Here is a 23,655-nt window from a genome sequence, read left to right as displayed (position 1 = left end):
CCCGCCACAACAGCCGACGACCCCCGGACACCCCGCCACAACGGTCATCCGCGCCACCAGGTCGGGAGTCCCCAACCGGACCGGAAACCCTTTGATCCACTCCGCTTCGCCGATGTCGGGGGGTCCCGGTGAGCTGGATACCGCGGTATCGGGGAACTGGAGTCGATCATTGGCGACGCGGCGCGACCGGCCGTCAGGGTCAAGCCACGGCGCGGCAGCAAGAACGGGGCAGGGGCGCAGGCGTGCCGGCGCAGCCACCACGCCGCGCCCCATTTCTGGGGCAGCTCGACAGGAGCCGAAACAGACAGCCGGGGTCGGGACCACCCGGCCATCGCCTCGCCGCTGTCGCGGCTGCGCTGCTGTCGGGCCGCCGAGCCGGCACATCGTCGACTCGACTTCACGGGAACCGGGGCGTCCCTGGGGACAGACCGGTTTCACAGCAGCCGAGTCCATCAAGGCCGACCGCACACGACGCAGGCCGTCGACCCGGATCGGGGTCGACGGCCTGCGGTCGTGCTCGTGCGGGTGGTGCGCGAAGCGGAGGTCAGCGCTCGTTGAACGGGACGTAGTCCCGCTCGGCCGCGCCGACGTAGACCTGCCGCGGACGGCCGATCTTGGTCTCCGGGTCGTTGATCATCTCGCGCCACTGGGCGATCCAGCCGGGGAGCCGGCCGAGCGCGAACAGCACCGTGAACATCTTCGTGGGGAAGCCCATGGCCTTGTAGATCAGGCCGGTGTAGAAGTCCACGTTCGGGTAGAGCCGCCGGGATACGAAGAAGTCGTCGGCGAGCGCGATCTCCTCGAGCTCCATGGCGATGTCCAGCAGCGGGTCCGGCTTGGCCATCCGGCCGAGCACGTCCTGGGCGGCCTTCTTGACGATCGCCGCCCGCGGGTCGTAGTTCTTGTAGACCCGGTGGCCGAAGCCCATCAGCTTGACGCCGTCCTCCTTGGCCTTGACCTTGCGGACGAAGGACCGGACGTCGTCACCGCCGGAGTGGATCTGCTGGAGCATCTCCAGCACGGCCTGGTTGGCACCGCCGTGCAGCGGGCCGAACAGTGCGTTCACGCCCGCCGAGACGGAGGCGAACAGGTTGGCGTTGCTGGAGCCGACCAGCCGGACGGTCGACGTGGAGCAGTTCTGCTCGTGGTCGGCGTGCAGGACGAAGAGCATGTCCAGCACCTTCGACATGACCGGGTCGACCTCGTACGGCTCTGCCGGCACGCCGAACGTCATGCGCAGCAGGTTGTCCACGTACCCGAGGGAGTTGTCCGGGTAGAGCAGCGGCTGCCCGATGGACTTCTTGTACGCGTACGAGGCGATGGTGGGGACCTTCGCCATGAGCCGGACGGTGGAGATCTCCACGTGCTCGGAGTCGAACGGGTCCAGGCTGTCCTGGTAGAAGGTCGACAGCGCGCTCACGGCGGACGACAGCACCGCCATCGGGTGGGCGTCCCGGGGGAAGCCGTCGAAGAACCGACGCATCTCCTCGTGCAGCAGCGAGTGCCGCCGGATCCACTCGGTGAACTCGGTCAGCTGCTGCTCGGTGGGCAGCTCACCGTAGATGAGCAGGTACGAGACCTCCAGGAAGGAGGACTTCTCGGCCAGCTGCTCGATCGGGTACCCCCGGTAACGCAGGATCCCCGCGTCGCCGTCGATGTAGGTGATCGCGGATGAGGCAGCGGCGGTGTTGACGAAACCCGGGTCGTACGTCGTCATCCCGGTTTCCTTCAACAGCTTGCTCACCCCGATGCCAGCGGGGCCCTCGACCGCGGAATGCACCGGCATCGACAGCTGCCCGCCGGGGTGGTCGAGCTTGACTTCCGTCATGTGGTTCCTCGCTTCGCCGGCAGATCTACGTTGAATTGCCTTCGCTTCTACCGTAATTGCGGCTCGGGGGACACTGCCCGCCGTGGTTCGGCGGTGAGGTATGCGTCACCCGATTCCCGACCAGCAGGCCGGGAAACCCGCAATCCCGGCAGGCGGGAAGCCCACGAAAGCCGCAAACGACCAGCCCGGCGGACAGCTCAGGACAGCGTCAGGCGACGCAGCGTACCCGTGGAGGTGACCTGGTAGACGTCGAGCTGGTTGGTGCCGGCGCGGAACAGCCGGTCGTCGGTGAGCAGCGCGGCGAAGCGACGGCCGCCCGGGTCGGTCGGCACCACCGGGACGACCGCGCCGATCCGTCCGTTGACGGCGACGGCCAGCAGCGTGCCGTCCGGTACGGCGGCGGGCACGTCACCCCAGACGAGCGCCGGGAGGGTGCCGGTGTCCGGGTCGGTGGCCCGGAACGCGGTCAGGTCGGCGACCCGGGCGCTGCCGCCGCTCGGTCCGGCGCGTACCTCGGTGCCGACCAGCGGGTGCGGTGTCGGCAGCGGCGGTGGGGTGGGCACCCCGCCGGGGAAGGTGACCGCCTGGCCGGGGGTGTCGTAGAAGTGTTTAGCACCGTCGGTGCGCGGCGCCTGCCGGGCGGAGCGGCCGTCGACCCGCCAGGGCAGGCGGATGCCGGCCTCGTCGGCGACGGTGGGCAGCAGGTCGACGTGTTCCCAGTTGCGGTCGTCCACCCGGCCGGTCTGCTGGCGCGGTTCCTTGACGAACATCGGCACCCAGGCCACCTCGTCGGCGGCGGCCTTGATGGCGTCCATCCCCCGGCCCTGCGCGCCCGGTGTGAAGCTCACCCCGTGGTCGGCGGTGACGACGACGAGGGCCTGGTCCCAGAGGCCGCTGGCACGCAGCGTACGCAGCGTCTCGCCGATCAGCCGGTCGGTGTAGCCAAGTTGGGCGAGGTGGCGCTGACGGGCCAGGTCGATCCAGCCGGCGCCCTCGTTGGGCAGGTCCTCGGGGGCGTCGTACCGCGCCCCGGACGGCAGGTACGCCCACGGGGAGTGCGGCATCAGCAGGTGCAGGAAGTGCAGCGCCGGTCGGGGCTGCGGCTTCAGCCCGGCGAGGAAGCTGGTGAACCGGGCGGGCTGGTTGTCGTCGAGACTGTCCCAGCGGAACTTGGGGTCGGCCGGCACCGGCTCGGCGGCGTCCAGGCCGGCCTCGGCCCGCGTCCGCTCCCGGTACGAGTCCTCCGGGTCGACCGCGCTCTCCGTCGGCCCGGCGATCCGGCCGAACAGCTTGCCGGTCTCCTGCACCAGCACGCCGAGCCCCTGTTCCGGGGCGACCGGCTGCTCGCAGCGGCTGGGCGGGCAGAGCCGGGTGATGCTCTCCTCGGCCTGGATGTCGTACAGGCCGCCGAAGGCGGTGAAGAGGTTGTCCGGGTACTGCGAGTAGTGCGGCGCGACCGACCGCGCCGGGTAGCGGCCGGTGAGCATCGCCGGCAGCGCGTAGGGCGTCCACCCGCTGACCCCGGTGGCGTTGCGGTACCAGGTGGAGGCGTCGGCCAGCTCGGCGAAGTGCGGGAACCGCGCGGCGTCGATCCGGCCGTCACCGCCGAGCAGGCTGACCAGCGGCAGTTCGTCGAGGACCAGCATGACCACCGGCGGGTGCACGGTCGTGCCCTGGGCGGTGCCGGCCGCGCCGCCGTCGCCGCGCGGCAGCACGACCGCCGAGGTGGGTGACACGAACAGGAACAGCGCCACGAACGCCACCGGTCCGGCGGCGGCCAGTCGCAACGCGCGGCCCGGGGCCCGCCACCGCCGGTGCGCCGCCGCGCCGGCCACCCCGGCCAGACCGGCAAGACCCAGCAGGGGTACGCCCCGAAGCGTCGTCGTGTGCCGGCCCACCTGCACGGCGAGGGCGGCGACCAGCAGGCCGACCAGCACGGTGTGGGTGAGCGCCCGGGCGGTCCGGCCGGCGAGTCGACTGAGCGCGCCCAGCGCCGCCACGGGCACCGTGGGCACGAGCGCCACCAGCGCGACCAGCAGCAGGATCTGGCCGGTGTCGGCGCGGTGGAAGAGGAAGAAGTCGGGGCTGCGGCCGAGCACGTCCAGCAGCGGCTGGGTGACGACCAGCCCGACCAGCGCGACGATCTCCAGCAGCCGGCCCAGCTCGCCGCGCCAGCCCCGCTCCCACCGCCCATCCGCCGTCCGGGGTGGCGGTGGGGCGGGCGGAGTCGTGAGGGCCGGTTCAGCCACCCATCACCGTCCGGTAGAGCGTGCGGGTGCCGGTGGGCAGTTCCAGCCGGTCGGTGATCCGTCCCCGGGCGGCGAGGAGCCGTTCGAAGGTGTCCCGCCGGTAGTCGGGGAAGAGGCCGTCGGGCTTGTTGGCCAGCAGTCGGGCGGCCATCGGGTCGTCCGGGTGGACGAACTCCACCACCACGGCCCCGCCGGGCGCGGTGAGCCCGGTCAGCCAGTCGACGACCTCCGGCAGCGGCACGTTGCGGCCGATCGCCAGGTGGTGCACGAGGGCCAGGGCGAGTACGACGTCCGCCGACGCCCGCTGCGCGAAGCCGGCGCGCTCGACGCCGCGCCAACCGCCTCCCGGGGACGGGTCGGCCAGGTCGACCACCAGCGGCAGGATCCGTTGCTGTCCCTCGGCGCGCAGTGCCCGGTACAACTCGTCGACCACGGCCGGGTCCTGTTCGACGGCGACCACGTAGTCGGCGTGCCCGGCGGCCAGTCGGGCGTACCGGCCGTCGTTGGCGCCGAGGTCGAGCACCAGGCGCGGACGGCCGGCGGCGGCCACGGCGGCGACCACGAACTGTTCCTTGGCGACCCGGTCCCGGGCCGAGTAGCCGCAGGTGCGCTGGTAGTCCGACCAGTGGCTGCCGGCCGGGCGGTACGACAGGCGGCGGACCAGCTTCTCGATGCCGCGTACGGTGGCCGCCTGCAACTGGCGCGAGTAGCCGGCGGCGCGGAGTTGGGCCTTGACGTCGCTGGTGCTGGCGGCGGCGTTGCGCTGCTGCATGGCGGCGTGCAGGTGCAGGTGGGTCAGCACACCGGGGCGCAGTCGACGGGTTCCGCCGAAGAGGGGGCGGAGCTGTTCGGCCTCGATGCCGTCGACCTGAGCGCGCAGCCAGGGCTGGAAGTCCACGCCCAGGTGCGCGGTGAGCAGCAGCGGGTACAGCATGGTCTGGCAGAACTGCCGGTAGCCGGCCCACGGTTCGCCGTCCCGGACCGGTTCGAAGGAGCCGATGTCGATGAAGACCGGTTTCGCGCCGCGCCACTGCAGGTTGTACGCGGACCCGTCCTTGGTGGTGAAACCCTCGGCCAGGGCGGTACGCAGGATCTCCAGGTGCAGCAGCGCGGCGTCGCGCAGCATGGCGAACGACCACTCGTACGGGTGGGAGACGAACGGGATGCGTTCGTGGCGCAGCACCGCCGCCCAGCCGGCGTCGGCGGGCGCCAGGGTCGGTGGGGCGTCCTCGGTGGCGCACACCTTGCCCGCCGACACGAGAGCGGGAAAGAACGGGCTGGCCGCGAGGGTCCGCCAGTGCGCGGCGGCCTGGGCGTCGAGCCCGCGCAGCACCTCGTCGCCGACGTGGAAGACCCGGTTGGCGGGGTCGCGGAAGGAGGCGGGCTCGGGGCGTACCCCGGTGGGTGTGGTCGTCATCGTCGCCGTGACCGTTACCGCTGGTCGGTGGGCTGCCGGCGGAACCGGTCGACCAGCCGCCGCCAGTAGAGCTTGGCGGCGACCGCGGCGCCGGCCACCCCGCCGACGACGGCCTGCACGATCAGGCTGCCCGATCCCGCGTCCAGGTAGGCCAGATGGATCACCGACCGCTCCTTCCCCTCGCCCGTCTCGACATCGGCGTTCCAGGACGACAGCCTTGAGGCTTTTGACCGGAAAGCCGGACTTGTCCAACACCGTACGCTGCTCGTCCGCGCCGTCGCGGGCACATCCGAGGACTCCCAGGCCGACCACAGGAAGCAGCCCTCGTCGGTAGGCTGCGAAGCGTGCGCTGGATGGTCGTGGACGCACCTCTGGACTCCTCCGGCGCTGGGCGCGGTGAGGAGCGGGCACCGGCCGCCCTGCGCCGGGCCGGCCTGCTCGACGCACTGGTGGCCGACGACGACGGGCAGATCGACGAGGCCCGGTTGCGGGACCCGCGCCGGGACCCGGCGAGCGGAGTGATCGGGGCCGCCGGTCTGGTGCAGGCCGGCGCCGCGATCAGCGCGCGGATCGGCGGACTGATCGCGGACGGCCACCGGCCACTGGTGCTCGGCGGGGATTGCGCGATCCTGCCCGGCATCTGCCGCGCCCTGCCCCGCACGACCGAGCTGTGGTTCGTCGACGCGCATCCCGACTTCCTCGACGGCGCCACGTCGCCGACCGGCGAGGCCGCCGACATGGACCTGTCGGTGGTCACCGGGCACGGCCCGGCCGCCGCGATCGGCGTCGACGACGCGCTGCTCGACCCCGCCCGGGTGCACCTGCTCGGCCACCGACCGGCCACCGACGAGGACAGTCGCGTCGAGGCGGCCCGGATCGACCCGGCGATCCACCAGCTGCCCGCCGCCGACCTGCTGCGTGCCGGCGCCGGGGCGGTCGGCGCGGGCCTGGCCGCCGACGGCGACGGGCCGGCCTGGCTGCACCTCGACCTGGACGTGGTGGATCCGCGGGACCTGCCGGCGGTGACGTACCCGGAGCCGGACGGGCTGCGCTGGCCCGACCTGGTCGCCCTGCTCACTCCGCTGGCCCGCGCCGACCGGCTGCTCGGGATGAGCGTGACCGACCTGAACACCGACGAGGACCCCGACGGGCGGCACACCCGCCGCGTCGTCGAGGTCCTCGCGCAGATGCTGACCGGCTGATCGGCCTAGCTACGCCGGTGGTGCATGCCCAGGCGCAGCAGCACGAACCGCAGCGCGGTCGCGGCCAGGTTCGCGGCCACCAGCACCGCCAGCTCCACCGTCCGGGCGGGCGCGGCGTCGACGGCGTGCAGCACCGCCAGCGCGCCGCTGGTCAGGGCGAGGCCGAGCGCGAACGCCAGCAACCCCTGCGCGTGGTGCCGACCGGCGTGCCGGCTGCCGGTGATGCCGAACGTCAGCCGCCGGTTCGCCGCCGTGTTCGCCACCGCCGTGAGCAGCAGCGCCAGCAGGTTCGCCGGTTGCGCGCCGAGCACGCCCCGGGTGGCCACGAAGAGCAGCAGGTAGGCCAGCGTGCTGGCCACCCCGACGGCGGCGAACCGGACCAGCTGCCCGGGCAGCCCGACCGGCACCTGCGCCGGCGGCGGGGCCAGCGGTTCCCGACCGAGCTGCGCGCGCAGCTCGGCCAGGGGCAGCGCGCCGGTCAGCAAAGCCCGCCCGAGCCGACCCATCCCCCGCAGGTCGGCCAGGGCGGTGGCGACGATGTCGACCCGGCTGTCCGGGTCGTCGACCCAGTCCACCGGCACCTCGTGGATGCGCAGCCCGGCCCGTTGGGCGAGGACCAGCAGCTCGGTGTCGAAGAACCAGCCGGTGTCCTGCACGAGAGGCAGCAGTTCACCGGCGACGTCCGCGCGGATGGCCTTGAACCCGCACTGCGCGTCCGAGAACCGTGCCGCGAGCGCCCCGCGCAGCAGCAGGTTGTACGCCCGGGAGATCACCTCCCGCTTGGTGCCGCGCACCACCCGGGCGGTACGCGCCAGCCGGGTGCCGATCGCCAGGTCGGAGTGGCCGGAGATGAGCGGCGCGACCAGCGGCAGCAGCGCCGCCAGGTCGGTGGACAGGTCCACGTCCATGTACGCCAGCACCGGCGCGGACGACGCCGACCACGCGGTGGACAACGCCCGCCCCCGCCCCTTCGCGTCCAGGTGCAGCACCTCGACGCCCGGGAGTTCACCGCGGAGCACGTCGGCGACTGCCAGGGTGCCGTCCACGCTCGCGTTGTCGGCGACGGTGATCCGGAACGGGTACGGGAAGTGTTCCGTGAGGTGCGCGTGCAGCCGGCGGACGCACGGCCCGAGGTCTACCTCCTCGTTGTGGACGGGGATCACCACGTCCAGCACCGCGCCGTCCGTGGTGGACCGGGTCCGGACGGCGGGACGCGGGCCGCTGAGTGCGGTCATGACGCGTCCGCGCCGGTGCTCAGGTCGTAGAGGGTGACCCCGTCGACGGTCTGCGCGGTGAAGGTCTCGGTGACCCAGGTGGAGATCTCCTGGGAGGCCGAGCTGCCTCCGTTGGCCCGGAAGCCACCGCCACCCACGAAATAATGGATCTTGCGATCGGCCACGTAGCGCTGGAACTGGGCGAGCGTCGGGGACGGGTCGCTGCCGTTGAACCCGCCGATCGGCATCACCGGGTCGCCGGTGGCCAACTGATAGCCGGAGGCGTTGTTGGAGCCGATGGTGGCCGCCACCCAGGTGTAGTCGTCGCTGTCGCGCTCCAGCAGCGCACGCAGCGCGGCGCTGGGCTCGCGGGCGTCGAGCAGACCGCCCATGCCGCCGCCGGCCTCCCGGAATCCCCCGCCGCCGGGGAAGCCAGGCCGTTGACCGCCACCGGGGAAGCCGCCCGGGAAGCCCGGCGCCTGCCCGCCACCGGGAGCACCCGGCACCTGCCCGCCACCGGGGAAGCCCGGGAACTGCCCGCCGTTCTGGTTGCCGTTGCGGCCGTCGCCGCCGCGCGGCTGAGCGCCGTTCTGGTTGCCATTGCGGCCGTCGCCGGGGAACTGCCCGTCGCCGGGGAACGCCATGCCGCCCGGCGGTCGCCCGCCGGGGCCGCGGCCGAAGCCGCCCGCCCCGGCCGGGCCGGCGCTCGGGATCGAGCCGGTGTGCGGGGTGGCGGCGGTCTGCGCCGCGTACGCCGCCGGCCCTGCGAGGGCCGCCGCCGCGCCGACGCCGAGCGCCACCGGCACCAGCCACCGGGGTAGCCGGGCAGCCAGCAGGAGCAGGGCCGCGCCGAGCAGGCCGGCGACCAGCACGACGGTACGCAGCCACGGGTACCAGTCGGGGCTGCGCCCCAGCAGCACCCACGCCCACCAGACGGTGACCGCGAGGGTGGCGGCGAGCGTCGCCGTGGCGGCCGGCGGACGCCACCGGGACACCGTCACCGGTTCCTCGTGCGGCTCGTTCGCCGGGGCGGAGCGCGGTCGGCGCTGCCGCCAGAGCAGGGTGACGCCGATGCCGACCAGTGCGCCGACGGCCGGTGCGAGCGCCACGGTGTAGTAGGCGTGGAAGATCCCGGACATGAAGCTGAAGATCAGACCGGTGACCAGCAGCCAGCCGCCCCACAGCAGCAGACCGGCCCGGGTGCGGTCGGTACGCGCGGCCCGACCGGCCAGCAGCAGGCCCGCGACCAGCAGGATCAGCGCGGCCGGCAACAGCCAGGAGATCTGACCGCCGACCTCGCCGCCGAACATCCGCAGCAGGCCCGTCTGCCCGGAGAACGGGCCGCCACCACCGCCCATCCGTCCGGCGCCGCCGCCGACGCTGCCCACCTCGTCGCCGGTGATCCGGCCGAGGCCGTTGTAGCCGAGGGTCAGCTCCAGGATGCTGTTCCCCTGCGACCCGCCGACGTACGGGCGCGCGCCGGCCGGGACGAGTTCGACGACGGCCACCCACCAGCCGGCGGACACCACCACCGCGAGATCTGCCAGCAGGAGTTGCCGTACCCGCCGCCACAGCCCGGTCGGCGCGGCCAGCAGGTAGACACCGGCGAACACCGGCACCAGCAGGAACGCCTGGAGCATCTTGGTCAGGAAGCCGAAGCCGACCAGCACGCCGACCAGCACGATCCACCGGGTGCTGGCGGTCTCCACCGCGCGCACGGTGGCGTACGCGCCGCCGACCAGCAGCAGTACGAGCAGCGCGTCGGGGTTGTTGAAGCGGAACATCAGCGTCGCCACCGGGGTGACGGCGAGGACCGTCCCGGCGATCAGGCCGGCGACCGGCCCGTACCAACGCTTCACGCTGGCGTACAGGACGCCGACGGAGGCGACGCCGCACAGCGCCTGCGGGACGAGCATCGCCCAGCTGTTGAGCCCGAAGATCCGCACCGACAGGGCCATCAGCCACAGCGAGGCGGGCGTCTTGTCCACCGTGATCGAGTTGGCCGCGTCCGACGAGCCGTAGAAGAACGCCTTCCCGCTCACCGAGCCGGCCTGCACGGCGGCGGCGTAGAACGAGTTGGCCCAGCCGGAGCGGCCCAGGCCCCAGAGGTAGAGCAGACCGGTGCCCAGGAGCAGGGCCAGCAGCGCGAGCCGGGTCCAGGTCGCCGGGCGACCCGGCGGCGGGGGTTCCTCGCCACGGGCGCTCGGGTCGGGCAGCTCGACCGGCTCGGCGGGCGTCGTCGGCTGGGTGTCTGTTCGGTCCATGCGGCCAGCCTCGGCGGCCGGACTGGCGGGACCCCGTGCGCCGACTATGCGTCAGCTGTGGGATTCGGCAGCCGGACGGCGAACACCGTCCGACCCGGACGGCTGTCCACGCCGACGGTGCCGTGGTGCGCCTCCACCACGGCCGCCACGATCGCCAGGCCGAGGCCGGTGCTGCCGTGCGCCCGGGACCGGGAGCTGTCGCCCCGGGCGAACCGCTCGAACATCTCCGGTCGTACCTGGGGCGGCACTCCCGGCCCGTCGTCGGCGACGGTGAGGACGGCGGTGTCCGCCTCGACCGCGAGGGTGGTGGTGACCGTCGTGCCGGGCGGGGTGTGCACGCGGGCGTTGGCCAGCAGGTTCGCCACCACCTGGTGCAGCCGGGCGGCGTCGCCGGGCACCCGGATGACCACCTCGGGCAGGTCGAGCCGCCAGTGGTGCTCGGGGCCGGCGACGTGCGCGTCGCTGACCGCGTCCACCACCAGGGCGGACAGGTCGACCGGGTCCGCCGCGAGCGGTCGGCCGGCGTCCAACCGGGCCAGCAGCAGCAGGTCGTCGACGAGGCTGGTCATCCGGGTGCTCTCGGATTCGACGCGGCGCAGGGCGTGCGCCACGTCGGCGGGGACCTCGTCGCGGCCCCGCCGGGCCACCTCGGCGTACCCGCGGATCGCGGCAAGGGGGGTGCGCAGCTCGTGGCTGGCGTCGGCGACGAACTGGCGTACCCGGGTCTCGCTGGCCTGCCGCGCGGCCAGCGCGTCGGCGACGTGGCCCAGCATCCGGTTCAACGCCCCGCCGACCTGGCCGACCTCGGTACGCGGGTCGGTGTCGGCGGCCGGCACCCGGACGGCGAGCGCCACCTCGCCCCGGTCCAGCGGCAGTTCGGTGACCCGGGTGGCGGTCGCGGCCACCCGGGTCAGGGGTCGCAGCGTGGCCCGCACGATCAGCGCGCCCGCTCCCCCGGCCAGGAGCAGGCCCAGGCCGACGACCCCGGCCTGGGCGGCGACCAGCGCCCAGATGGTGTCCTGCACGTTGCTGAGCGGAATCGCCACCGCGACCACCGTCCCGTTGGGCAGTTGCCGGGCCACCGCCCGGACGTCCCCTTCGTCGAGGGTGACCGTGCGGGGCCGACCGTCGGTGGGCAGCGCGGTCAGCCGTGCGATGTCGGCCGCGGGCACATCGGCGAGGCTGCCGCTCGCGGTGCTCCGCGTCGCCGCGGTGACGCCGTCGGCGCGACGTACGGCAAGCGAGCCCGGTGGGAAGCCGCGCGGAGGCTCCGGCGGGGACGGTGCGGCCATGCCCGGCCGTGGAACGGGCCGTCCGGGGTCGCCACCGCCCTGGCGGAACCAGGGCGGCACATCGCGGGGCCGGTCCCCCATCGTCAACTGGGTGTCGACCTGGGCGACCAGCACGTGCCGCAGGGCGAGCGTGGTGAGGCCGCCGATCGCGACGCTGACCAGGGCGAGCAGCGCGACCAGGGCGAGCACCAGTCGGGTCCGCAGCGGCCGGGCGGCCCACCAGCGCCGCAGCCGGGCGAGCGCCCTAGTCGGCGGGCTTGAGGACATAGCCCGCGCCGCGCAACGTGTGGATCATCGGCGGTCGCCCGGCGTCGATCTTCTTGCGCAGGTACGAGATGTACAGCTCAACCACGTTGGCCTGGCCGCCGAAGTCGTAGTTCCACACCCGGTCGAGGATCTGCGCCTTGCTCAGCACCCGGCGCGGGTTCCGCATCAGGTAGCGCAGCAGCTCGAACTCGGTCGCGGTCAGCGTGACGAGCTGGCCGGCGCGGCGCACCTCGTGGCTGTCCTCGTCGAGGCTGAGGTCGCCGACGGTCAGCAGCGCCTCCTCGTGGGCGGCGACCGCGAAGCCCGAGCGGCGCAGCAGCGCGCGGAGCCGGGCGATCACCTCCTCCAGGCTGAACGGCTTGGTCACGTAGTCGTCGCCGCCCACGGTCAGCCCGGCGATGCGCTCCTCGACCGCGTCCCGGGCGGTCAGGAAGAGCACCGGCACGGTCGGGGCGTGCTCACGCAGCCGACGCAGCACCTGGAAGCCGTCCAGGTCGGGCAGCATGACGTCGAGGACGACGGCGTCCGGCTGGAACTGCCGCGCGGCGCTCAACGCCGCCATCCCGTTGCCGGCGCTGCGCACCTGCCAACCCTCGTAGCGCAGCGCCATCGAGAGCAGGTCGGTCAGCGTCGCCTCGTCGTCCACCACCAGCACCCGTACCGGTTCACCGTCCGGGCGGCGCAACTCGATCCGGCCCGGCACGGTCTGCCCCTGGATGACCATGCCCCCCATCGTGGACGCGTCCGCTGTGTCGCGCCTCTGCGCCGCCTGTGTGCCAGCTGTACGGCCGGGCCGCCGGGCCACCGCTCAGCCTCCGACCCTGGTCACTCGGACACCCCGTACGCGTCGGTCCGGACGAAGCGCATGCTCCACCCGCCGTGGCCGTCGGGCTGGTCGCGCTCGTAGAGGTGGTCGGGGCCGGGCTGGGTCGGGCCGGTGCCGCCCGGGTGCCGCATGATCCACCGCTGGGGCGGGGCGCCGTCCGGCTCGGCCGGTACCGCGCGGACCAGGCCGTCCGCCGGACCGCCGACGAAGCGTACGGTGACCTCGCCCATCGCGGCCCCTTTGCGTGACGGTGCCGGCACGCTCGGTGCGCGCGGCCCTGGCTCGCAAGCTACCGCACCCGGCGCCGACCGGGGTCGAGGTACGGCGGGATCGGCGGCCGTCGCGGTTTGCCCAGCTCGGTGCCCGGGTACCGCGATCCCCAGGCCCGCCGCCGGTGGGACGAGGACGAGGAGTTTGTCGATGCGGACGCTGGACGGGCGGTACCAGCTCGAACAGCGGATCGGCGTCGGCGGGATGTCCGAGGTGTGGCGGGCCCACGACCGGGTGCTGGACCGCCCGGTCGCGGTGAAGCTGATCGCGCCCGGCCCGGACGGCCACCACGACACGGTGGAGCGGATCCGCACGGAGGCCCGCTCCGCGGCCCGGCTGGTGCACCCGAACGTGGCGAGCGTGCACGACTTCGGCACCTCCTCGACGCTTCCCGGCCGCCGGATGCCCTACATCGTGATGGAGTTGGCCGAGGGCGAGACGCTCGCCGCGCACCTGCGGACGGGTCCGCTGGACTGGCGCATCTCGGTACGGGTCTGCGCGGAGGTCGCCGCCGCGCTCTCCGCCGCGCACGCGAGCGGCATCGTGCACCGCGATGTCAAACCGGCGAACGTCATCCTCACTCCGGCCGGGGTGAAGGTCCTCGACTTCGGCATCGCCACCCCGACCGGCACGGCGGACCCGATGCCCGACGGCATGCTGCTCGGCACGCCGGCGTACCTGGCGCCCGAACAGCTCGACGGCGCGCCCGCCACCCCGGCCGCCGACATGTACGCCCTCGGCGTGCTGCTCTACTACTGCCTCACCGGCCGGCTCCCGTACCGGGCCCAGACCCCGGCCGAGCTGCTGGCGACGCGCCGGTCCCGGCCACCCGAACCGCTGCCGGAGATCGACGGGCTGCCGCCGGAGGTGTCCGAGTTGTGCCGCTCCTGCCTGGCCGACGATCCGGCGCAGCGGCCGACCAGCCTGGTCGCGGCCCTGCTGCTGGCCGAGGTCGTGGACGCCCGGGTGTACGTGCCGATGGTGATCCCCACGCAGCGGCCACCGTCGGCGGCGCCGTCGCCGTGGACCGAGCGGGCGGCGGCGCAGGCCACCGAGGCGCTGTCGGTCGTCGACAGGAGCTGACCTGGGCGTTTCGCCCGCCCCCGGTCGGGTAGCCGGGCGGGTGAGCGACGGGAGGAACGCGATGCCGAGTCCGAGTTCCTGGCTGCATGAGGCCACCGCCACCGCCGAGGGTGGCCACGTCCGAACCGATGACGGCGGGCTTTCCACGCCGCTCGCGTCGCCGCTGGCGGCGCACTGCACCGGCCTGAGACCGGAGCAGTTGCTGGCGGCGGCCTTCGCGTCCTGCCTGCACCACGCGGCGGTGGAGGCGGCCGGAGAGATCACCGACGAGGCGCACACGGTCCAGGTGCGCGCCGAGGCGAAGCTGGGTCGCGACGACGACGGCCGCTACCGGGCCGACGTGCACGCCTCGATCTCCTCCGCCGGGCTGAGCCGGGCGCAGCTGGCCGACCTGGTCGAGTACGCCGACCGGCTCTGGCCCTTCTCCAGCAGCGACAGCACCCGGCATCGGCTGACCGTCACGCCGGCGGAGAACGGCCGGCACTGAACGCGGACGGCGACCGCCTCCTTCGGTGCCGACCGTCCCGGCCGTTCCCGCGCTCCGGCGCGGACGGCGTGCTCGGCGTGCTCGGCGTGCTCGGCGTGCTCGGCGTGCTCGGCGTGCTCGGCGGGCGGCATCCTCCCGGCGAGCCTGATGACTCTGGGGCATCTTGATGCCTGAGAGTCATCACGCTCGTTCATGGGACGGCCCCGGACCGGGATGGCTCATCCACCGGCCGCCGGCATCGTGGTCGGGCGTTCGGTGGAACCCACATCGGTCGATCGGGGTATGCCCGCAACCCTGCGGAAAGCCGCTTCTCCGCGCGGCACGATGACCGCGTTCACCGGCTAAATCGGGAATACCCGGCTCGCCTGATCGGCGAGGTTTTGCCGGCATAACCGGCTTTCGCCCAATCCTCCGTCGCGGATTCGGGCAAATTGTGGCGCATGCCACTCTTGGGGCCGATGGCAGCGGGCGGACGACTATCTAGCCTCGGCGGGTGCATCCCGACGACCCCACCGCCCAGAAGCTGACCGACGCGCCCTCGACCACCCGGACGAGGGACGCCGCCTCAACCGAACGGACGATCGGCCGTCACCGGGCCCCCGAGCCAGCGCCGCGCCGCACCCTGCTCGGCTCCACCCCGGTCCGGATCGCCCTGGCCACCGGCGTCACCTGCTGCCTCGGCCTGGGCGCGTTCGCCGCCGCCCACGACGGACAGGAAACCCCGCAGCCCGTCCGGCCGATAGCCGACGCGCTGGCCGACCGTGCCGCCATCGCCGACCAACGCGCCAGCCGGTCGCTGGACCGCGACGTCGCCCCGCCCCGGGTCCTCCCCACCCCGACGGCCTCGCCCACCCCCCGGCCCACCGTCACCCGCAAGGCGCCCCGCAAACCGGTCAAGCCGCGCCGGCCGCGCCCGGTCGCCGGGCTGGACCAGCAACAGATGGACAACGCCAAGATCATCGTGGACGTCGGTCTGGAGCTGAAGATGCCGCGCCGCGGCCTGGTGGTGGCGCTCGCGACCGCGATGCAGGAGAGCAACCTCTACAACCTCGCCAGCGACGTGCTGCCGGAGTCGAGCGAGTACCCGCACCAGGGCAGCGGCTCCGACCACGACTCGGTCGGACTGTTCCAGCAGCGACCCAGCAGCGGCTGGGGCACGGTCGCCGAACTGATGCGCCCGGCGTACGCCGCCCGGGCCTTCTACACCGCCCTCGCCGAGATCCCCGGCTGGCAGGACATGAGCCTCACCGCCGCCGCCCAGGCCGTGCAGGTCTCCGCGTACCCCGACGCGTACGCCCCGCACGAGGAGCGCGCCACCACCGTGGCGGCGGCGCTACTGGCCTGAGGCCGGTTCAGTGGGCCGTGCGCCCGGTGGGCGGCTGCGCGCCGCTGTCCCGACCGCCGGCCGCCACCCGGGTCGCGGGTACGCCCGTGCCGGCCGCCGCGGTGGGCGTGTCGGCCGGCACCGGCTCGACCGTCACACCGATGAGGATCTCGTCCGCCAGCGCCTCCCGACGGCGGCGCGCGTGCAGCGCCTCCTCGAATTCGCGCCGGGCCTGCACGGCATCCGCGTACGCCTGCTCGCGGACCCGACGCGCCTCCTCGCGGGCCTCGTCCAGCGCGTAGCGGGCCTGCGCCAGGATCTCGTCGGCCTCCTGCCGCACCGCGTCGCCGGTCCGGCGGGCGGTCGCGGCGTCGCCCAGGTCCAGTCGCTGGAGCAGCCCGCTGAGCCAGGTCGCCTCCTGGCGGATCTCGTCCCACTCCCGGGTCGCCCCGGCGGCGCCCTCCGCCCGCGCCGCGAGCCGGGACAACCTGATCCCCAACTCATCCAGGCAGGAGTCCACCTGTCGCTGGTCGTAGCCGGTCTTCACGACGGAGAACCTCATACTGTCGCCCCCAGGCAGCCGGTGTTACTTCCCCACCTGGATCCTCGGCCGCGGCGACACCGACCGAGGCGGTTCGGGAAAATTGTTCAGCATGCGCGGGACGGGCGGATCAGGGGCGCTTGGGCAGCACCACCACGCGGCCGAAGAACTCGTCGATGCGGCGGACCACGTCGTTGAAGTCGTCCAGGTCGATCGGCTTGGTGACGTACGCGTTGGCCTGCAACGTGTAGCTGCCGACGATGTCGGTGTCCGCGTTGGAGGTGGTCAGCACCACGATCGGAATGGTCCGCAGATCCTCGTCCTGCTTGACCGCACCGAGCACCTGACGCCCGTCCATGCGCGGCATGTTGAGGTCGAGCAGGATCACGTCCGGACGGCGGGCCTGCGAGTGGCGACCCTCGGCCCGGAGGAACTCCATCGCCTCCTCGCCGTCGCTCACCACGTCGATGATCTTTTCGACGTCGGAGTCGGCCAGGGCTTCCTCGATCATCAGCACGTCGCCGGGATCGTCGTCGACCACCAGGATGCGTACCGGTTGCGGGCTGTCGCCCATCACTACCTGCCTCGGGTCGGCGAAGAAGGCGACCGAACGGTCACCGTGCTGGCGGGGAAATCTAGCCCATCAGGGGGCGCTGTGGGACGCCGGGTCGGCCGTGTCCGGAACGTAGCGGAGCACGTCGGCCAGACCGGTGATCCGCAACACGCGCTCGACCCGCCCGGTGGCGCCGGTGATCCTCAACCAGCCCCCGTCGGCGGTGGCCTGGTTGTCGCCCCGGACGAACACGGCCATCCCGGTGGAGTCGCAGAAGGTCAGGTCGGTGAGGTCGAGCAGCACCCGGCGCTCGCCCGCGGCGCTGAGCCGGTCGATGGCGGCAGCCAACTCGTCGGCGGTGCTCAGGTCCAGCTCACCGGCGAGCCGCAGGCAGGCGACACCGCCGTCACGCTCGGCGTCGCTGACACTGAACGTCACCGTCTCCCCCCTCGCTCGCTCCACCGGCGGGTGGGACGTTTGCAGTGCGGCAAGTATACGCAGGGGGGTACGACGGCCCGCAGTCCGCGGTGATCGTTTGACCGGACCTGGTCAGCCGGCGGGACGGGACACGGCGGCCAGACCGGCACGCCCCAGGGCCAGCGTGCGGGCCGCCCGGGGATAGTCCCGCAACGCGTCGGCGAGGTGTTCCAGGGTCAGGGCGACGGCGCTGGCCGGCACGCGCCGACTCGTCAGGATCTCCGCGAGCCAGTCGACGAACTCGGTGAACAGCGACGCGTCGTCGACGTACAGCGCGGCGGCCAGCGAGTCCAGGATGTGACCCAGGTCGCTGGCCGTCGAGTCGAGCTGGGCGGCCGTGTACTCCCGGGTCGCCGGCACCCGCTCGCGCAGGTCGGTCAGCGCGCTGTCGATCAGCTCGCCACGGCGACGGACCAGACTCGCGTACTCGTCGTCGACCAGGTGCGCGAGCTGGGCCGGCGGCACCCGCCGCAGCGCCCGCTCGTCGGCGATCACCTCGGCCGCGGCCGGCGCGTTCGGCGCCCAGGCCGCGCCGAGCTTGGCCGCCCACCGACCGTCCGCGCCGAAGCCCCGCCCACCGACCACGACCGGCACGTCCGAGCGCCGGCACGCCTCGATCATGCGGTGGGCGTGCGGCAGCCGCATCGGCAGCGCGCAGGCCAGCGCGACCGCCTGCGCGTCGTGCCGGTGCAGGTACGACACCAGATGCGCCGCCGGCACGCTGGCGCCCAGGAAGGTCACCTGCCAGCCGCGCAGCCGCAGCACCTCGGCCACCAGCCGGGGCGGCAGGGCGTGCCACTCGCCGTCCATGCAGGCCACCACCACCCGCCCGCCGGTCGGCCGCGGGTTGGCGTGCGCCGCCACGGCGGCCACGACCCGCTCGCTGATGTGGGTGGCCGCGTGCTCCTGGGCCACGCTCCACTCGTTGCGGGCCCACCGCTCGCCCACCTCGGCCTGGGCCGGCGCGACCAGGTCGAGCAGCACCCGCTCCGGCGGCACGCCCCCGTCCAGCAGGCCGATCGCCACGTCGATCGCGGCGTACTCGTCGGCGTCGGTGAGGCAGGCCAGATAGCCGGGGTAGGCGTCGATCAGGTCCGTCGACGTGGTGGGGACGGTCACGCGGGGCTCATCCTCTGCTCGTCGGCGCTCGTCGGCTCGGGCACGGCGTGCAGGTGCCGCGCGCCGCGACCGCCGGAGCTGACCGCGCGCAGCGCCAGGACCGCGATGTCGTCGTGGTCGCCGTGTCCCAGCCAGTCACAGGTGACCTGCTCGACGCGCTCGGCCAGGGCCGGCGCCGGCATGCGCTGGCACCCGGTCACGGCCGTGACCAGCCGCTCCGCGCCGAACTGCTCGTCGCCGCGACGACCCCCACGGGCCTCGGTGACGCCGTCGCTGTAGAGCAGGCAGGTCTCCCCGGGCGCGAGCCGCACGGTCACCTCGCCGACCCGGGGGTCGGGCACCACCCCGATCAGCATGCCGCGCAGCGGTACGGTCTCGACCTCGCCCGAGTCGCGCAGCACCAGCGGCGGCAGGTGCCCGCCGCCGGCCATCGTGAGGGTCACCCCGCCGTCGCGCTGCGGACGGGCCACACCCAGCACGATGGTGGCGAAGCGGCCCTGACCGTGCGCCTGGGTCGTCTCGAGCAACGCGTCGTTGAGCAGCCGCAGCAGCCGCCCGGGATGGGACTCCACCCGGTGCAGCGCCTGCAGGCACTGGCGGAGCTGGCCGGTGAACACGGCCGCCTCGACGCCCTTGCCGGAGACGTCACCGAGGAAGAAGACGGAACCGCCGTCGGCGAGCCGGTGCGAGCCGTAGAAGTCGCCGCCGATGCGCAGTCCCGCCTGCGCCGGGCGGTACGCGGTGCCCCACTGCACGCCCGCGGTCTCGGTCGGCTCGACCGGCAGCAGGCTGGCCTGGAGGGTGTCGGCGACCTCCGCCTGGTCGCGGTAGAGCTGGGCGGTGGTCAGCGCCGCGCCGGCCCGGGCCGCGAACGCCCGGATCAGCTCGACGTCGTCCTCGTCGTACCAGCGGCTGGCACGGCGGGCGACCAGCAGCACCCCGGCGGGGGTGTCGCGGCCGGGCAGCGGGACGACCCGGGCGGTGCTGTCGGCGCCCGTGAGGCCGGGCAGCCAGCCGGCGTCGACCGCCTGCTCCACCAGCCAGTCGACGGTGTGCGGCTCGACACCGGTCAGCCCGTCGGCGATGGCCGGCGGGAGGGTGGCGCCGGTCAGGACACCGCTGTCGACCATCGGTGCCTCGTCGTCGACCCGGGAGGCCCGCCACCACCGGGCCCGCCCCGCGCGGGGCGCGAGCACCAGCACGGCCACCTCGGCCAGGGTCGGCACGGCGAGCCGGACGACCGCGGCGGCGGCCCGGTCGGGGTGCAGCGGGTTGCCCAGCTTGTCGCCGACCACGGCCAGGAAGGCCGACCGGGCCCGCTCGGCGAGCAGCGCGTCGGCGCGGCTGACGCTCTCGGTGACGTCCTCCACGTACCAGCAGCAGCGGCCCGCGGTGAGCGGCACCTGGCGGGCGGTGAGTCGACGGTCGTGGTGGGTGAAGCTCCCGGGCGCGCCCTCGCCCAGCCCCGGCACGCCGGACGCGGCCAGCGGTGCACCGGGGACCACCTCGGGCAACAGCCGCTCGGCCACCGGGCTCAGGTGCCGGACGATCCCGTCCGCGTCACAGACCACCAGGCCCTCGCGGAAGTGTTCGACGACCTCGGACCAGTCGGGAGTGGCCTGGTCACGATCGGGGGCCAGCGGCGGCAGCCCGGGCGGCGGCCAGGACCGTGCGTCGGCGGCGGACCACGCCGCGGCCCGTGTGGTACTCGGCGTGGAGATCCGTCCGTCGCCCGGGTCCCAGTCCCTGACGTCGGAAGCAGTCACCAGCTGAGCCTCACTCCTTGTCGTCCACCCGAACCCGTACCTGCCACCCACCCTACGCCGGTATGCCGCGACCGGCACCCGACGGCAGGTCGGGCGGCCTGCTCGCGTACCGAGCGGACCCGGCCGGCGGTTGTTACGATCCCCTCGCACCGGCCGGAAAGACGGCGGGCGGAAGGGCGTGATCGTGCTGTCGGAAGGGCGTAGACCCGAAGCGAAGCCGCTGATCATGTCCGTCGACCGGTCCGACCCGGACGTGCCACTGATCCGCGTCGGCGGTGAGCTGGCGTACGCGACATCGGCCCCGCTACAGGCCGAGGTCGACCGGATCCTCGCCGACGCGCCGCGCGCCATCGTGCTGGACTTCGCCGACCTGGTCTTCATCGACAGCACCGGTCTCGCCGTGATCGTGCACGCGTGGCGGGAGGGACAGGCGATCGGTGCCGCGCTGCGGCTGCGCGCGGTCCCCCGGTTCCTGGCCACGATCCTGGACATCACCGGGGTCGCGACGCTCATCGGACGACCGCTGCCGTCCACCGGCCCGGGGGTCGGCCCCGACGCCGAGGCGTCCGCCGCCACCGCGTGATCCGGCGGCGCGCGGCCCCGGGGTTTGCGTTCCGCGTGCGGACTGGGAACATGGAGCAATGCCCCACCAGCTGTTGACCATCGAGGTGAGCCGGCCCGACGCCGGCCACGTCCGGCTACGGCTGACCGGCGAGCTCGACTACGACACCGCGCCCGAGCTGGTCGCCGCGGCGGCGGAGCTGCGCGGCGAGCAGCAGGTGACGATCGACCTGAGCGGCGTCGGCCTCTGCGACTCGTCGGGGCTCAGCGCGCTGCTGATGGTGCGAAGGGGCGTCGGGGCGATCCGCCTCACCGGGGTCAGCCCGCAGGTGCAGCAACTGTTGGACCGCACCGGCCTCACCGAGCTGCTGACCGTCGACGACGGCGGCGACCTGCGCGCCACCGGCTGACGGCCGCCACCCCCGGGCAGGGGGGGTGGCCCCCGACCCTGGGACCTGGGGTCGGGGGCCGGAGAAATGCCTAGGGCGCGGTCATCGGCTGAAGTCGGGGGCCGGCGTCGCGCAGCTCGACGGTCGACGGGGGTTCGATGTCGTCGGGTTCCCCGGAGTCGGGCGTCTGGTACAGGTAGCGGACAAACTCCCCACCCGCCTCGTTGTCGTCCGCACCGGGCCACTGGCCGATGCAGTCCATTCCGACCACTTCCCGGCCGGTTCCGTCGGCCTCCTCCAGCAGTGCCCACAGGCTCACCGGGTAGCACCGGGTGGCATCGGGCGTGAGCTGCCAGCGGGCGTACCAGCCGGGTCGAGCGGGAACGATCTCGACGATCCGTTTCATGACGACCTTCCTTCCGCGTACCTCGGAAGAACTGCCTCCTGCCCCGATCCTGCGGGCCGCACGGGTGAGCACCCCTCACCCCGGGCGGATGAAGCCCGGCCGACGCGCAGCCCTACTCGGCCGGCAGCGTCCGTTTCGGCTCCGGGGACGGCGGGAACGCGACGGGCGCAGGATCGATCCCCAGCGGAAGGGGCGTCACCATGCGCAAGCAGATGGAGGGCGACAACCAGCGCCGCCGGGCGCTGGCCCGGCAGGCCCGCGAGCAGGGCGGCCAGCCCAGTGAGTACGGCGCGAGCCTGAGCGCCTCCAAGCAGCTCACCAGCCTGGACCAGGGCAAGCGGACCGGTCCACCGCCGGCCGGACGGCACAAGTCGGACACCACGCGTGGTGGACCGGCGCCGCCGTCGAGGGGTACCCCGGACAATCCGCGACCGCAGCCACCGCCCGGCGGCGCGGCCGGGATGACCAGCCTGGGCTACAAGGACCTGGTCGAGGACATCGGACGCCGGTCCGGGGTCGACTTCCGGACGGCAAAGGTGGGCGCCGAGGCGACCGTGCTCGTGCTGGCCTTCGCGCTCGACGCGGCGGAGCGGCAACGACTGCTCGCCGCCGTGCCGAACTCGCTGCACGACGTGGTGCCCGTGGACGGCATCGAGCGGCACCAGGACCTGCCCGGCTTCCTGGCCGAGGTGGGCCGGATCAGCGGACGTACCCCGGAGCAGGCCCGCTACCAGGCGGAGGCGACGATCGCCGCGCTCGCCGAGCAGGACGGCGACCTGATCGAGTCCCTGCACGTCCCGGACGGCCTGCGGGAGCTGCTGAACCCGCCGGCGGCCGGCGGCGGCATCGTGGGGGCCGCCACCACCACGCCCACCCTGGACGACGAGCAGGTCCAGGCGGCGCTGGACGACCTGCCGTACTGGGCCGGTGACACCTCCGCCCTGTACCGCGTGGTCGCGCTGCCGCCGGACAACCTCGACCGCGTGCTCGCCCGGCTCGACCGGCTGCGTCAGGAGAACGGGCGCGGCCCGAGCATCGGGCGTCCGGGCGACACGGCAGCCGTGTTGACCGTCCGCACCAACCAGGCGGACGGGGTGACCGCGCTGGACGTGGACCTCGCCCACGCGATCGACGACGCGATCGACGAGGTGGGCGCCGGGATGGCCGGCGGCTGACCCCCGTCGTGGCGTACGCGGGCCGGTGGACGCGGGTGCTCCCGCGCCGCCGGCCCGTCGGGCGCTCGGTTAGCGTGCCGGCATGAACCGTGCCGCCGACCGGTTGGAGCTGGTCGCCGATCCGGTCCGCCGGACCGGCCGGACACTGCTCTCCGCCGGCGTCGAGCAGTCGTACGTGGACGTCGAGGATCCCCGGCACCTGCACTTCGAGTACGTCCGCCGGATCGCCTCGGCCGTGGAGCTGGCGGCCCCGGCGGGGGTGCCCCTGCGCGTGTTGCACCTCGGCGGTGGCGCGTTGACGCTGCCGCGCTGGCTGGCCGCCACCCGGCCCGGCTCCGGGCAGCGGGTCGTCGAACGGGACCAGGCGGTGGTTGACCTGGTGGCGCGGGAGTTGCCGCCGCTGCCGCCCGAGGTACGGGTGGAGGTCGCCGACGCCCGGGACGCGGTCACCGCCGCCGGGACGGACGCGTACGACCTGGTGATCGCCGACATCTACCGGGCCGCCCGGATGCCCGGGCACGTCCGCACCGTGGAGTTCGCCGCCGAGGTGGCCCGGGTCCTGCGGCCCGGCGGGCTCTACCTGGTCAACGTGACGGACCTGCCGCCGCTGGTCGGCACCCGGGTGCAGGTGGCGACGCTGCGGGCGGTCTTCGGGGACGTCTGCGTGGTCGGCGACCGCCGGATGCTGCGGGGCCGGCGCTACGGAAACCTCGTGCTCGCCGCGGCGCACCACCCCGGCGGGCTGCCGGTCGGTCGGCTCGCGGTGGCCGCCCTGCGCGACCCGATCCCGGGTGGGCTGCTGCACGCCGCCGCCCTCGACACCTTCGTGGCCGGCGCCCGCCCGCTGGCCGACGCCGACGACGCCGGCCGCTGACCGCTCGCACCCGGACGCCGGCCGACCGGCGGTACCGTCCGCAATGCCGGGTTTCCTGCCGTCTGGGCGGG

At 73.9% G+C, this 23,655-nt stretch carries 23 protein-coding genes; 8 read left to right on the top strand and 15 right to left on the bottom strand.

Going from position 1 to position 23,655, the window contains the following annotated elements; genetic code table 11:
* Positions 1-544: 544 nt before the first annotated feature.
* The 4 genes from AC3EN4_RS26825 to AC3EN4_RS26810 form a co-directional block, all read right to left on the bottom strand.
* A complete protein-coding gene (locus AC3EN4_RS26825) occupies positions 545-1,828 on the bottom strand; it encodes a citrate synthase (protein ID WP_422739974.1) in 1,284 nt (427 codons plus the stop codon).
* Between the two features lie 197 nt (positions 1,829-2,025).
* Complete coding sequence (locus tag AC3EN4_RS26820) at positions 2,026-4,077, bottom strand: sulfatase-like hydrolase/transferase (protein ID WP_435208770.1); 2,052 nt, start codon at positions 4,075-4,077, stop codon at positions 2,026-2,028.
* A complete protein-coding gene (locus tag AC3EN4_RS26815; RefSeq protein WP_435208768.1) occupies positions 4,070-5,494 on the bottom strand; it encodes a class I SAM-dependent methyltransferase in 1,425 nt (474 codons plus the stop codon). Before AC3EN4_RS26815 ends, AC3EN4_RS26820 begins: the two co-directional genes overlap by 8 nt.
* Before the next feature lie 14 nt (positions 5,495-5,508).
* Positions 5,509-5,658, bottom strand: coding sequence for a hypothetical protein (locus AC3EN4_RS26810; RefSeq protein ID WP_007459587.1), 150 nt, complete (start codon positions 5,656-5,658; stop codon positions 5,509-5,511).
* 189 nt (positions 5,659-5,847) lie between these two features.
* On the opposite strand from AC3EN4_RS26810, the gene AC3EN4_RS26805 reads away from it, so the two are divergent.
* The gene (locus tag AC3EN4_RS26805; protein ID WP_435208774.1) at positions 5,848-6,696 is read left to right on the top strand and encodes an arginase family protein; all 849 of its coding nucleotides are present in this window, start codon (positions 5,848-5,850) and stop codon (positions 6,694-6,696) included.
* Between the two features lie 5 nt (positions 6,697-6,701).
* Here the strand turns inward: AC3EN4_RS26805 and AC3EN4_RS26800 are convergent, their stop codons facing one another.
* The 5 genes from AC3EN4_RS26800 to AC3EN4_RS26780 all read right to left on the bottom strand — a co-directional run bounded on the left by AC3EN4_RS26800 (position 6,702) and on the right by AC3EN4_RS26780 (position 12,789).
* On the bottom strand, positions 6,702-7,931 hold the full coding sequence (locus tag AC3EN4_RS26800) for a glycosyltransferase (protein ID WP_435208766.1): 1,230 nt from the start codon (positions 7,929-7,931) through the stop codon (positions 6,702-6,704).
* Positions 7,928-10,174 carry an ArnT family glycosyltransferase gene (locus AC3EN4_RS26795; protein WP_435208765.1) on the bottom strand — a complete coding sequence of 749 codons (2,247 nt, stop codon included), beginning with the start codon at positions 10,172-10,174 and terminating at the stop codon, positions 7,928-7,930. Before AC3EN4_RS26795 ends, AC3EN4_RS26800 begins: the two co-directional genes overlap by 4 nt.
* A gap of 44 nt (positions 10,175-10,218) precedes the next feature.
* A complete protein-coding gene (locus AC3EN4_RS26790; RefSeq protein WP_435208763.1) occupies positions 10,219-11,733 on the bottom strand; it encodes a sensor histidine kinase in 1,515 nt (504 codons plus the stop codon).
* Positions 11,711-12,457, bottom strand: a complete 747-nt coding sequence (locus AC3EN4_RS26785; protein ID WP_357172268.1) for a response regulator transcription factor — start codon at positions 12,455-12,457, stop codon at positions 11,711-11,713. The genes AC3EN4_RS26790 and AC3EN4_RS26785 overlap by 23 nt, the downstream gene beginning before the upstream one ends.
* Before the next feature lie 101 nt (positions 12,458-12,558).
* Positions 12,559-12,789: a hypothetical protein gene (locus tag AC3EN4_RS26780; protein ID WP_357121824.1), complete on the bottom strand. Its 231-nt coding sequence runs from the start codon at positions 12,787-12,789 to the stop codon at positions 12,559-12,561.
* 190 nt (positions 12,790-12,979) lie between these two features.
* Here AC3EN4_RS26780 and AC3EN4_RS26775 point away from each other — a divergent pair, with 190 nt between their 5' ends.
* The 3 genes from AC3EN4_RS26775 (at position 12,980) to AC3EN4_RS26765 (ending at position 15,744) form a co-directional block, all read left to right on the top strand.
* Positions 12,980-13,912 (top strand): serine/threonine-protein kinase, encoded by a 933-nt coding sequence (locus tag AC3EN4_RS26775; protein ID WP_422739968.1) that lies wholly within the window; start codon positions 12,980-12,982, stop codon positions 13,910-13,912.
* Positions 13,913-13,973: 61 nt separating this feature from the next.
* Positions 13,974-14,399 carry an OsmC family protein gene (locus AC3EN4_RS26770; RefSeq protein ID WP_421470731.1) on the top strand — a complete coding sequence of 142 codons (426 nt, stop codon included), beginning with the start codon at positions 13,974-13,976 and terminating at the stop codon, positions 14,397-14,399.
* Between the two features lie 493 nt (positions 14,400-14,892).
* On the top strand, positions 14,893-15,744 hold the full coding sequence (locus AC3EN4_RS26765) for a hypothetical protein (RefSeq protein WP_435208760.1): 852 nt from the start codon (positions 14,893-14,895) through the stop codon (positions 15,742-15,744).
* Positions 15,745-15,751: 7 nt separating this feature from the next.
* Here the strand turns inward: AC3EN4_RS26765 and AC3EN4_RS26760 are convergent, their stop codons facing one another.
* The 5 genes from AC3EN4_RS26760 to AC3EN4_RS26740 form a co-directional block, all read right to left on the bottom strand.
* Complete coding sequence (locus AC3EN4_RS26760; RefSeq protein WP_422739966.1) at positions 15,752-16,285, bottom strand: ATPase; 534 nt, start codon at positions 16,283-16,285, stop codon at positions 15,752-15,754.
* A 109-nt stretch (positions 16,286-16,394) separates the two neighbouring features.
* The gene (locus AC3EN4_RS26755) at positions 16,395-16,838 is read right to left on the bottom strand and encodes a response regulator (RefSeq protein ID WP_422739965.1); all 444 of its coding nucleotides are present in this window, start codon (positions 16,836-16,838) and stop codon (positions 16,395-16,397) included.
* A gap of 69 nt (positions 16,839-16,907) precedes the next feature.
* Positions 16,908-17,255 carry an STAS domain-containing protein gene (locus AC3EN4_RS26750; RefSeq protein WP_422739964.1) on the bottom strand — a complete coding sequence of 116 codons (348 nt, stop codon included), beginning with the start codon at positions 17,253-17,255 and terminating at the stop codon, positions 16,908-16,910.
* A 111-nt stretch (positions 17,256-17,366) separates the two neighbouring features.
* Positions 17,367-18,413, bottom strand: a complete 1,047-nt coding sequence (locus AC3EN4_RS26745; RefSeq protein WP_435208758.1) for a cobalamin B12-binding domain-containing protein — start codon at positions 18,411-18,413, stop codon at positions 17,367-17,369.
* Entirely contained in the window at positions 18,410-20,179 is a 1,770-nt protein-coding gene (locus AC3EN4_RS26740) for a PP2C family protein-serine/threonine phosphatase (RefSeq protein ID WP_435208757.1), read from the bottom strand. Before AC3EN4_RS26740 ends, AC3EN4_RS26745 begins: the two co-directional genes overlap by 4 nt.
* 226 nt (positions 20,180-20,405) lie before the next feature.
* Between AC3EN4_RS26740 and AC3EN4_RS26735 the strand changes: the two genes are divergently transcribed.
* Entirely contained in the window at positions 20,406-20,762 is a 357-nt protein-coding gene (locus AC3EN4_RS26735; protein WP_435208755.1) for an STAS domain-containing protein, read from the top strand.
* Between the two features lie 58 nt (positions 20,763-20,820).
* Positions 20,821-21,150 (top strand): STAS domain-containing protein, encoded by a 330-nt coding sequence (locus AC3EN4_RS26730; protein WP_435208753.1) that lies wholly within the window; start codon positions 20,821-20,823, stop codon positions 21,148-21,150.
* Positions 21,151-21,220: 70 nt separating this feature from the next.
* On the opposite strand, the gene AC3EN4_RS26725 is transcribed toward AC3EN4_RS26730, so the two are convergent.
* On the bottom strand, positions 21,221-21,535 hold the full coding sequence (locus tag AC3EN4_RS26725) for a hypothetical protein (protein WP_422739959.1): 315 nt from the start codon (positions 21,533-21,535) through the stop codon (positions 21,221-21,223).
* 200 nt (positions 21,536-21,735) lie between these two features.
* On the opposite strand from AC3EN4_RS26725, the gene AC3EN4_RS26720 reads away from it, so the two are divergent.
* Together AC3EN4_RS26720 and AC3EN4_RS26715 are read left to right on the top strand one after the other, a co-directional pair.
* Positions 21,736-22,710, top strand: coding sequence for a DUF2267 domain-containing protein (locus AC3EN4_RS26720; protein ID WP_435208751.1), 975 nt, complete (start codon positions 21,736-21,738; stop codon positions 22,708-22,710).
* An 82-nt stretch (positions 22,711-22,792) separates the two neighbouring features.
* The gene (locus tag AC3EN4_RS26715; protein WP_435208749.1) at positions 22,793-23,584 is read left to right on the top strand and encodes a spermidine synthase; all 792 of its coding nucleotides are present in this window, start codon (positions 22,793-22,795) and stop codon (positions 23,582-23,584) included.
* The last annotated feature ends 71 nt before the right edge of the window (positions 23,585-23,655 follow it).

The sequence above is a fragment of the Micromonospora sp. bgisy143 genome, from assembly GCF_057708145.1.
This window is presented reverse-complemented; position numbering and strand designations above follow the sequence as displayed.

What these genes read in the sequence shown, in the direction of transcription:
- AC3EN4_RS26825 (WP_422739974.1), bottom strand. Translation starts at nt 1,828, where the DNA reads ATGACGGAAGTCAAGCTCGACCACCCCGGCGGGCAGCTGTCGATGCCG.
- AC3EN4_RS26800 (WP_435208766.1), bottom strand. Translation starts at nt 7,931, where the DNA reads ATGACCGCACTCAGCGGCCCGCGTCCCGCCGTCCGGACCCGGTCCACC.
- AC3EN4_RS26735 (WP_435208755.1), top strand. Translation starts at nt 20,406, where the DNA reads ATGTCCGTCGACCGGTCCGACCCGGACGTGCCACTGATCCGCGTCGGC.
- AC3EN4_RS26790 (WP_435208763.1), bottom strand. Translation starts at nt 11,733, where the DNA reads ATGTCCTCAAGCCCGCCGACTAGGGCGCTCGCCCGGCTGCGGCGCTGG.
- AC3EN4_RS26770 (WP_421470731.1), top strand. Translation starts at nt 13,974, where the DNA reads ATGCCGAGTCCGAGTTCCTGGCTGCATGAGGCCACCGCCACCGCCGAG.
- AC3EN4_RS26715 (WP_435208749.1), top strand. Translation starts at nt 22,793, where the DNA reads ATGAACCGTGCCGCCGACCGGTTGGAGCTGGTCGCCGATCCGGTCCGC.
- AC3EN4_RS26795 (WP_435208765.1), bottom strand. Translation starts at nt 10,174, where the DNA reads ATGGACCGAACAGACACCCAGCCGACGACGCCCGCCGAGCCGGTCGAG.
- AC3EN4_RS26780 (WP_357121824.1), bottom strand. Translation starts at nt 12,789, where the DNA reads ATGGGCGAGGTCACCGTACGCTTCGTCGGCGGTCCGGCGGACGGCCTG.
- AC3EN4_RS26725 (WP_422739959.1), bottom strand. Translation starts at nt 21,535, where the DNA reads ATGAAACGGATCGTCGAGATCGTTCCCGCTCGACCCGGCTGGTACGCC.
- AC3EN4_RS26815 (WP_435208768.1), bottom strand. Translation starts at nt 5,494, where the DNA reads ATGACGACCACACCCACCGGGGTACGCCCCGAGCCCGCCTCCTTCCGC.
- AC3EN4_RS26785 (WP_357172268.1), bottom strand. Translation starts at nt 12,457, where the DNA reads ATGGTCATCCAGGGGCAGACCGTGCCGGGCCGGATCGAGTTGCGCCGC.
- AC3EN4_RS26730 (WP_435208753.1), top strand. Translation starts at nt 20,821, where the DNA reads ATGCCCCACCAGCTGTTGACCATCGAGGTGAGCCGGCCCGACGCCGGC.
- AC3EN4_RS26805 (WP_435208774.1), top strand. Translation starts at nt 5,848, where the DNA reads ATGGTCGTGGACGCACCTCTGGACTCCTCCGGCGCTGGGCGCGGTGAG.
- AC3EN4_RS26720 (WP_435208751.1), top strand. Translation starts at nt 21,736, where the DNA reads ATGCGCAAGCAGATGGAGGGCGACAACCAGCGCCGCCGGGCGCTGGCC.
- AC3EN4_RS26755 (WP_422739965.1), bottom strand. Translation starts at nt 16,838, where the DNA reads ATGGGCGACAGCCCGCAACCGGTACGCATCCTGGTGGTCGACGACGAT.
- AC3EN4_RS26775 (WP_422739968.1), top strand. Translation starts at nt 12,980, where the DNA reads ATGCGGACGCTGGACGGGCGGTACCAGCTCGAACAGCGGATCGGCGTC.
- AC3EN4_RS26760 (WP_422739966.1), bottom strand. Translation starts at nt 16,285, where the DNA reads ATGAGGTTCTCCGTCGTGAAGACCGGCTACGACCAGCGACAGGTGGAC.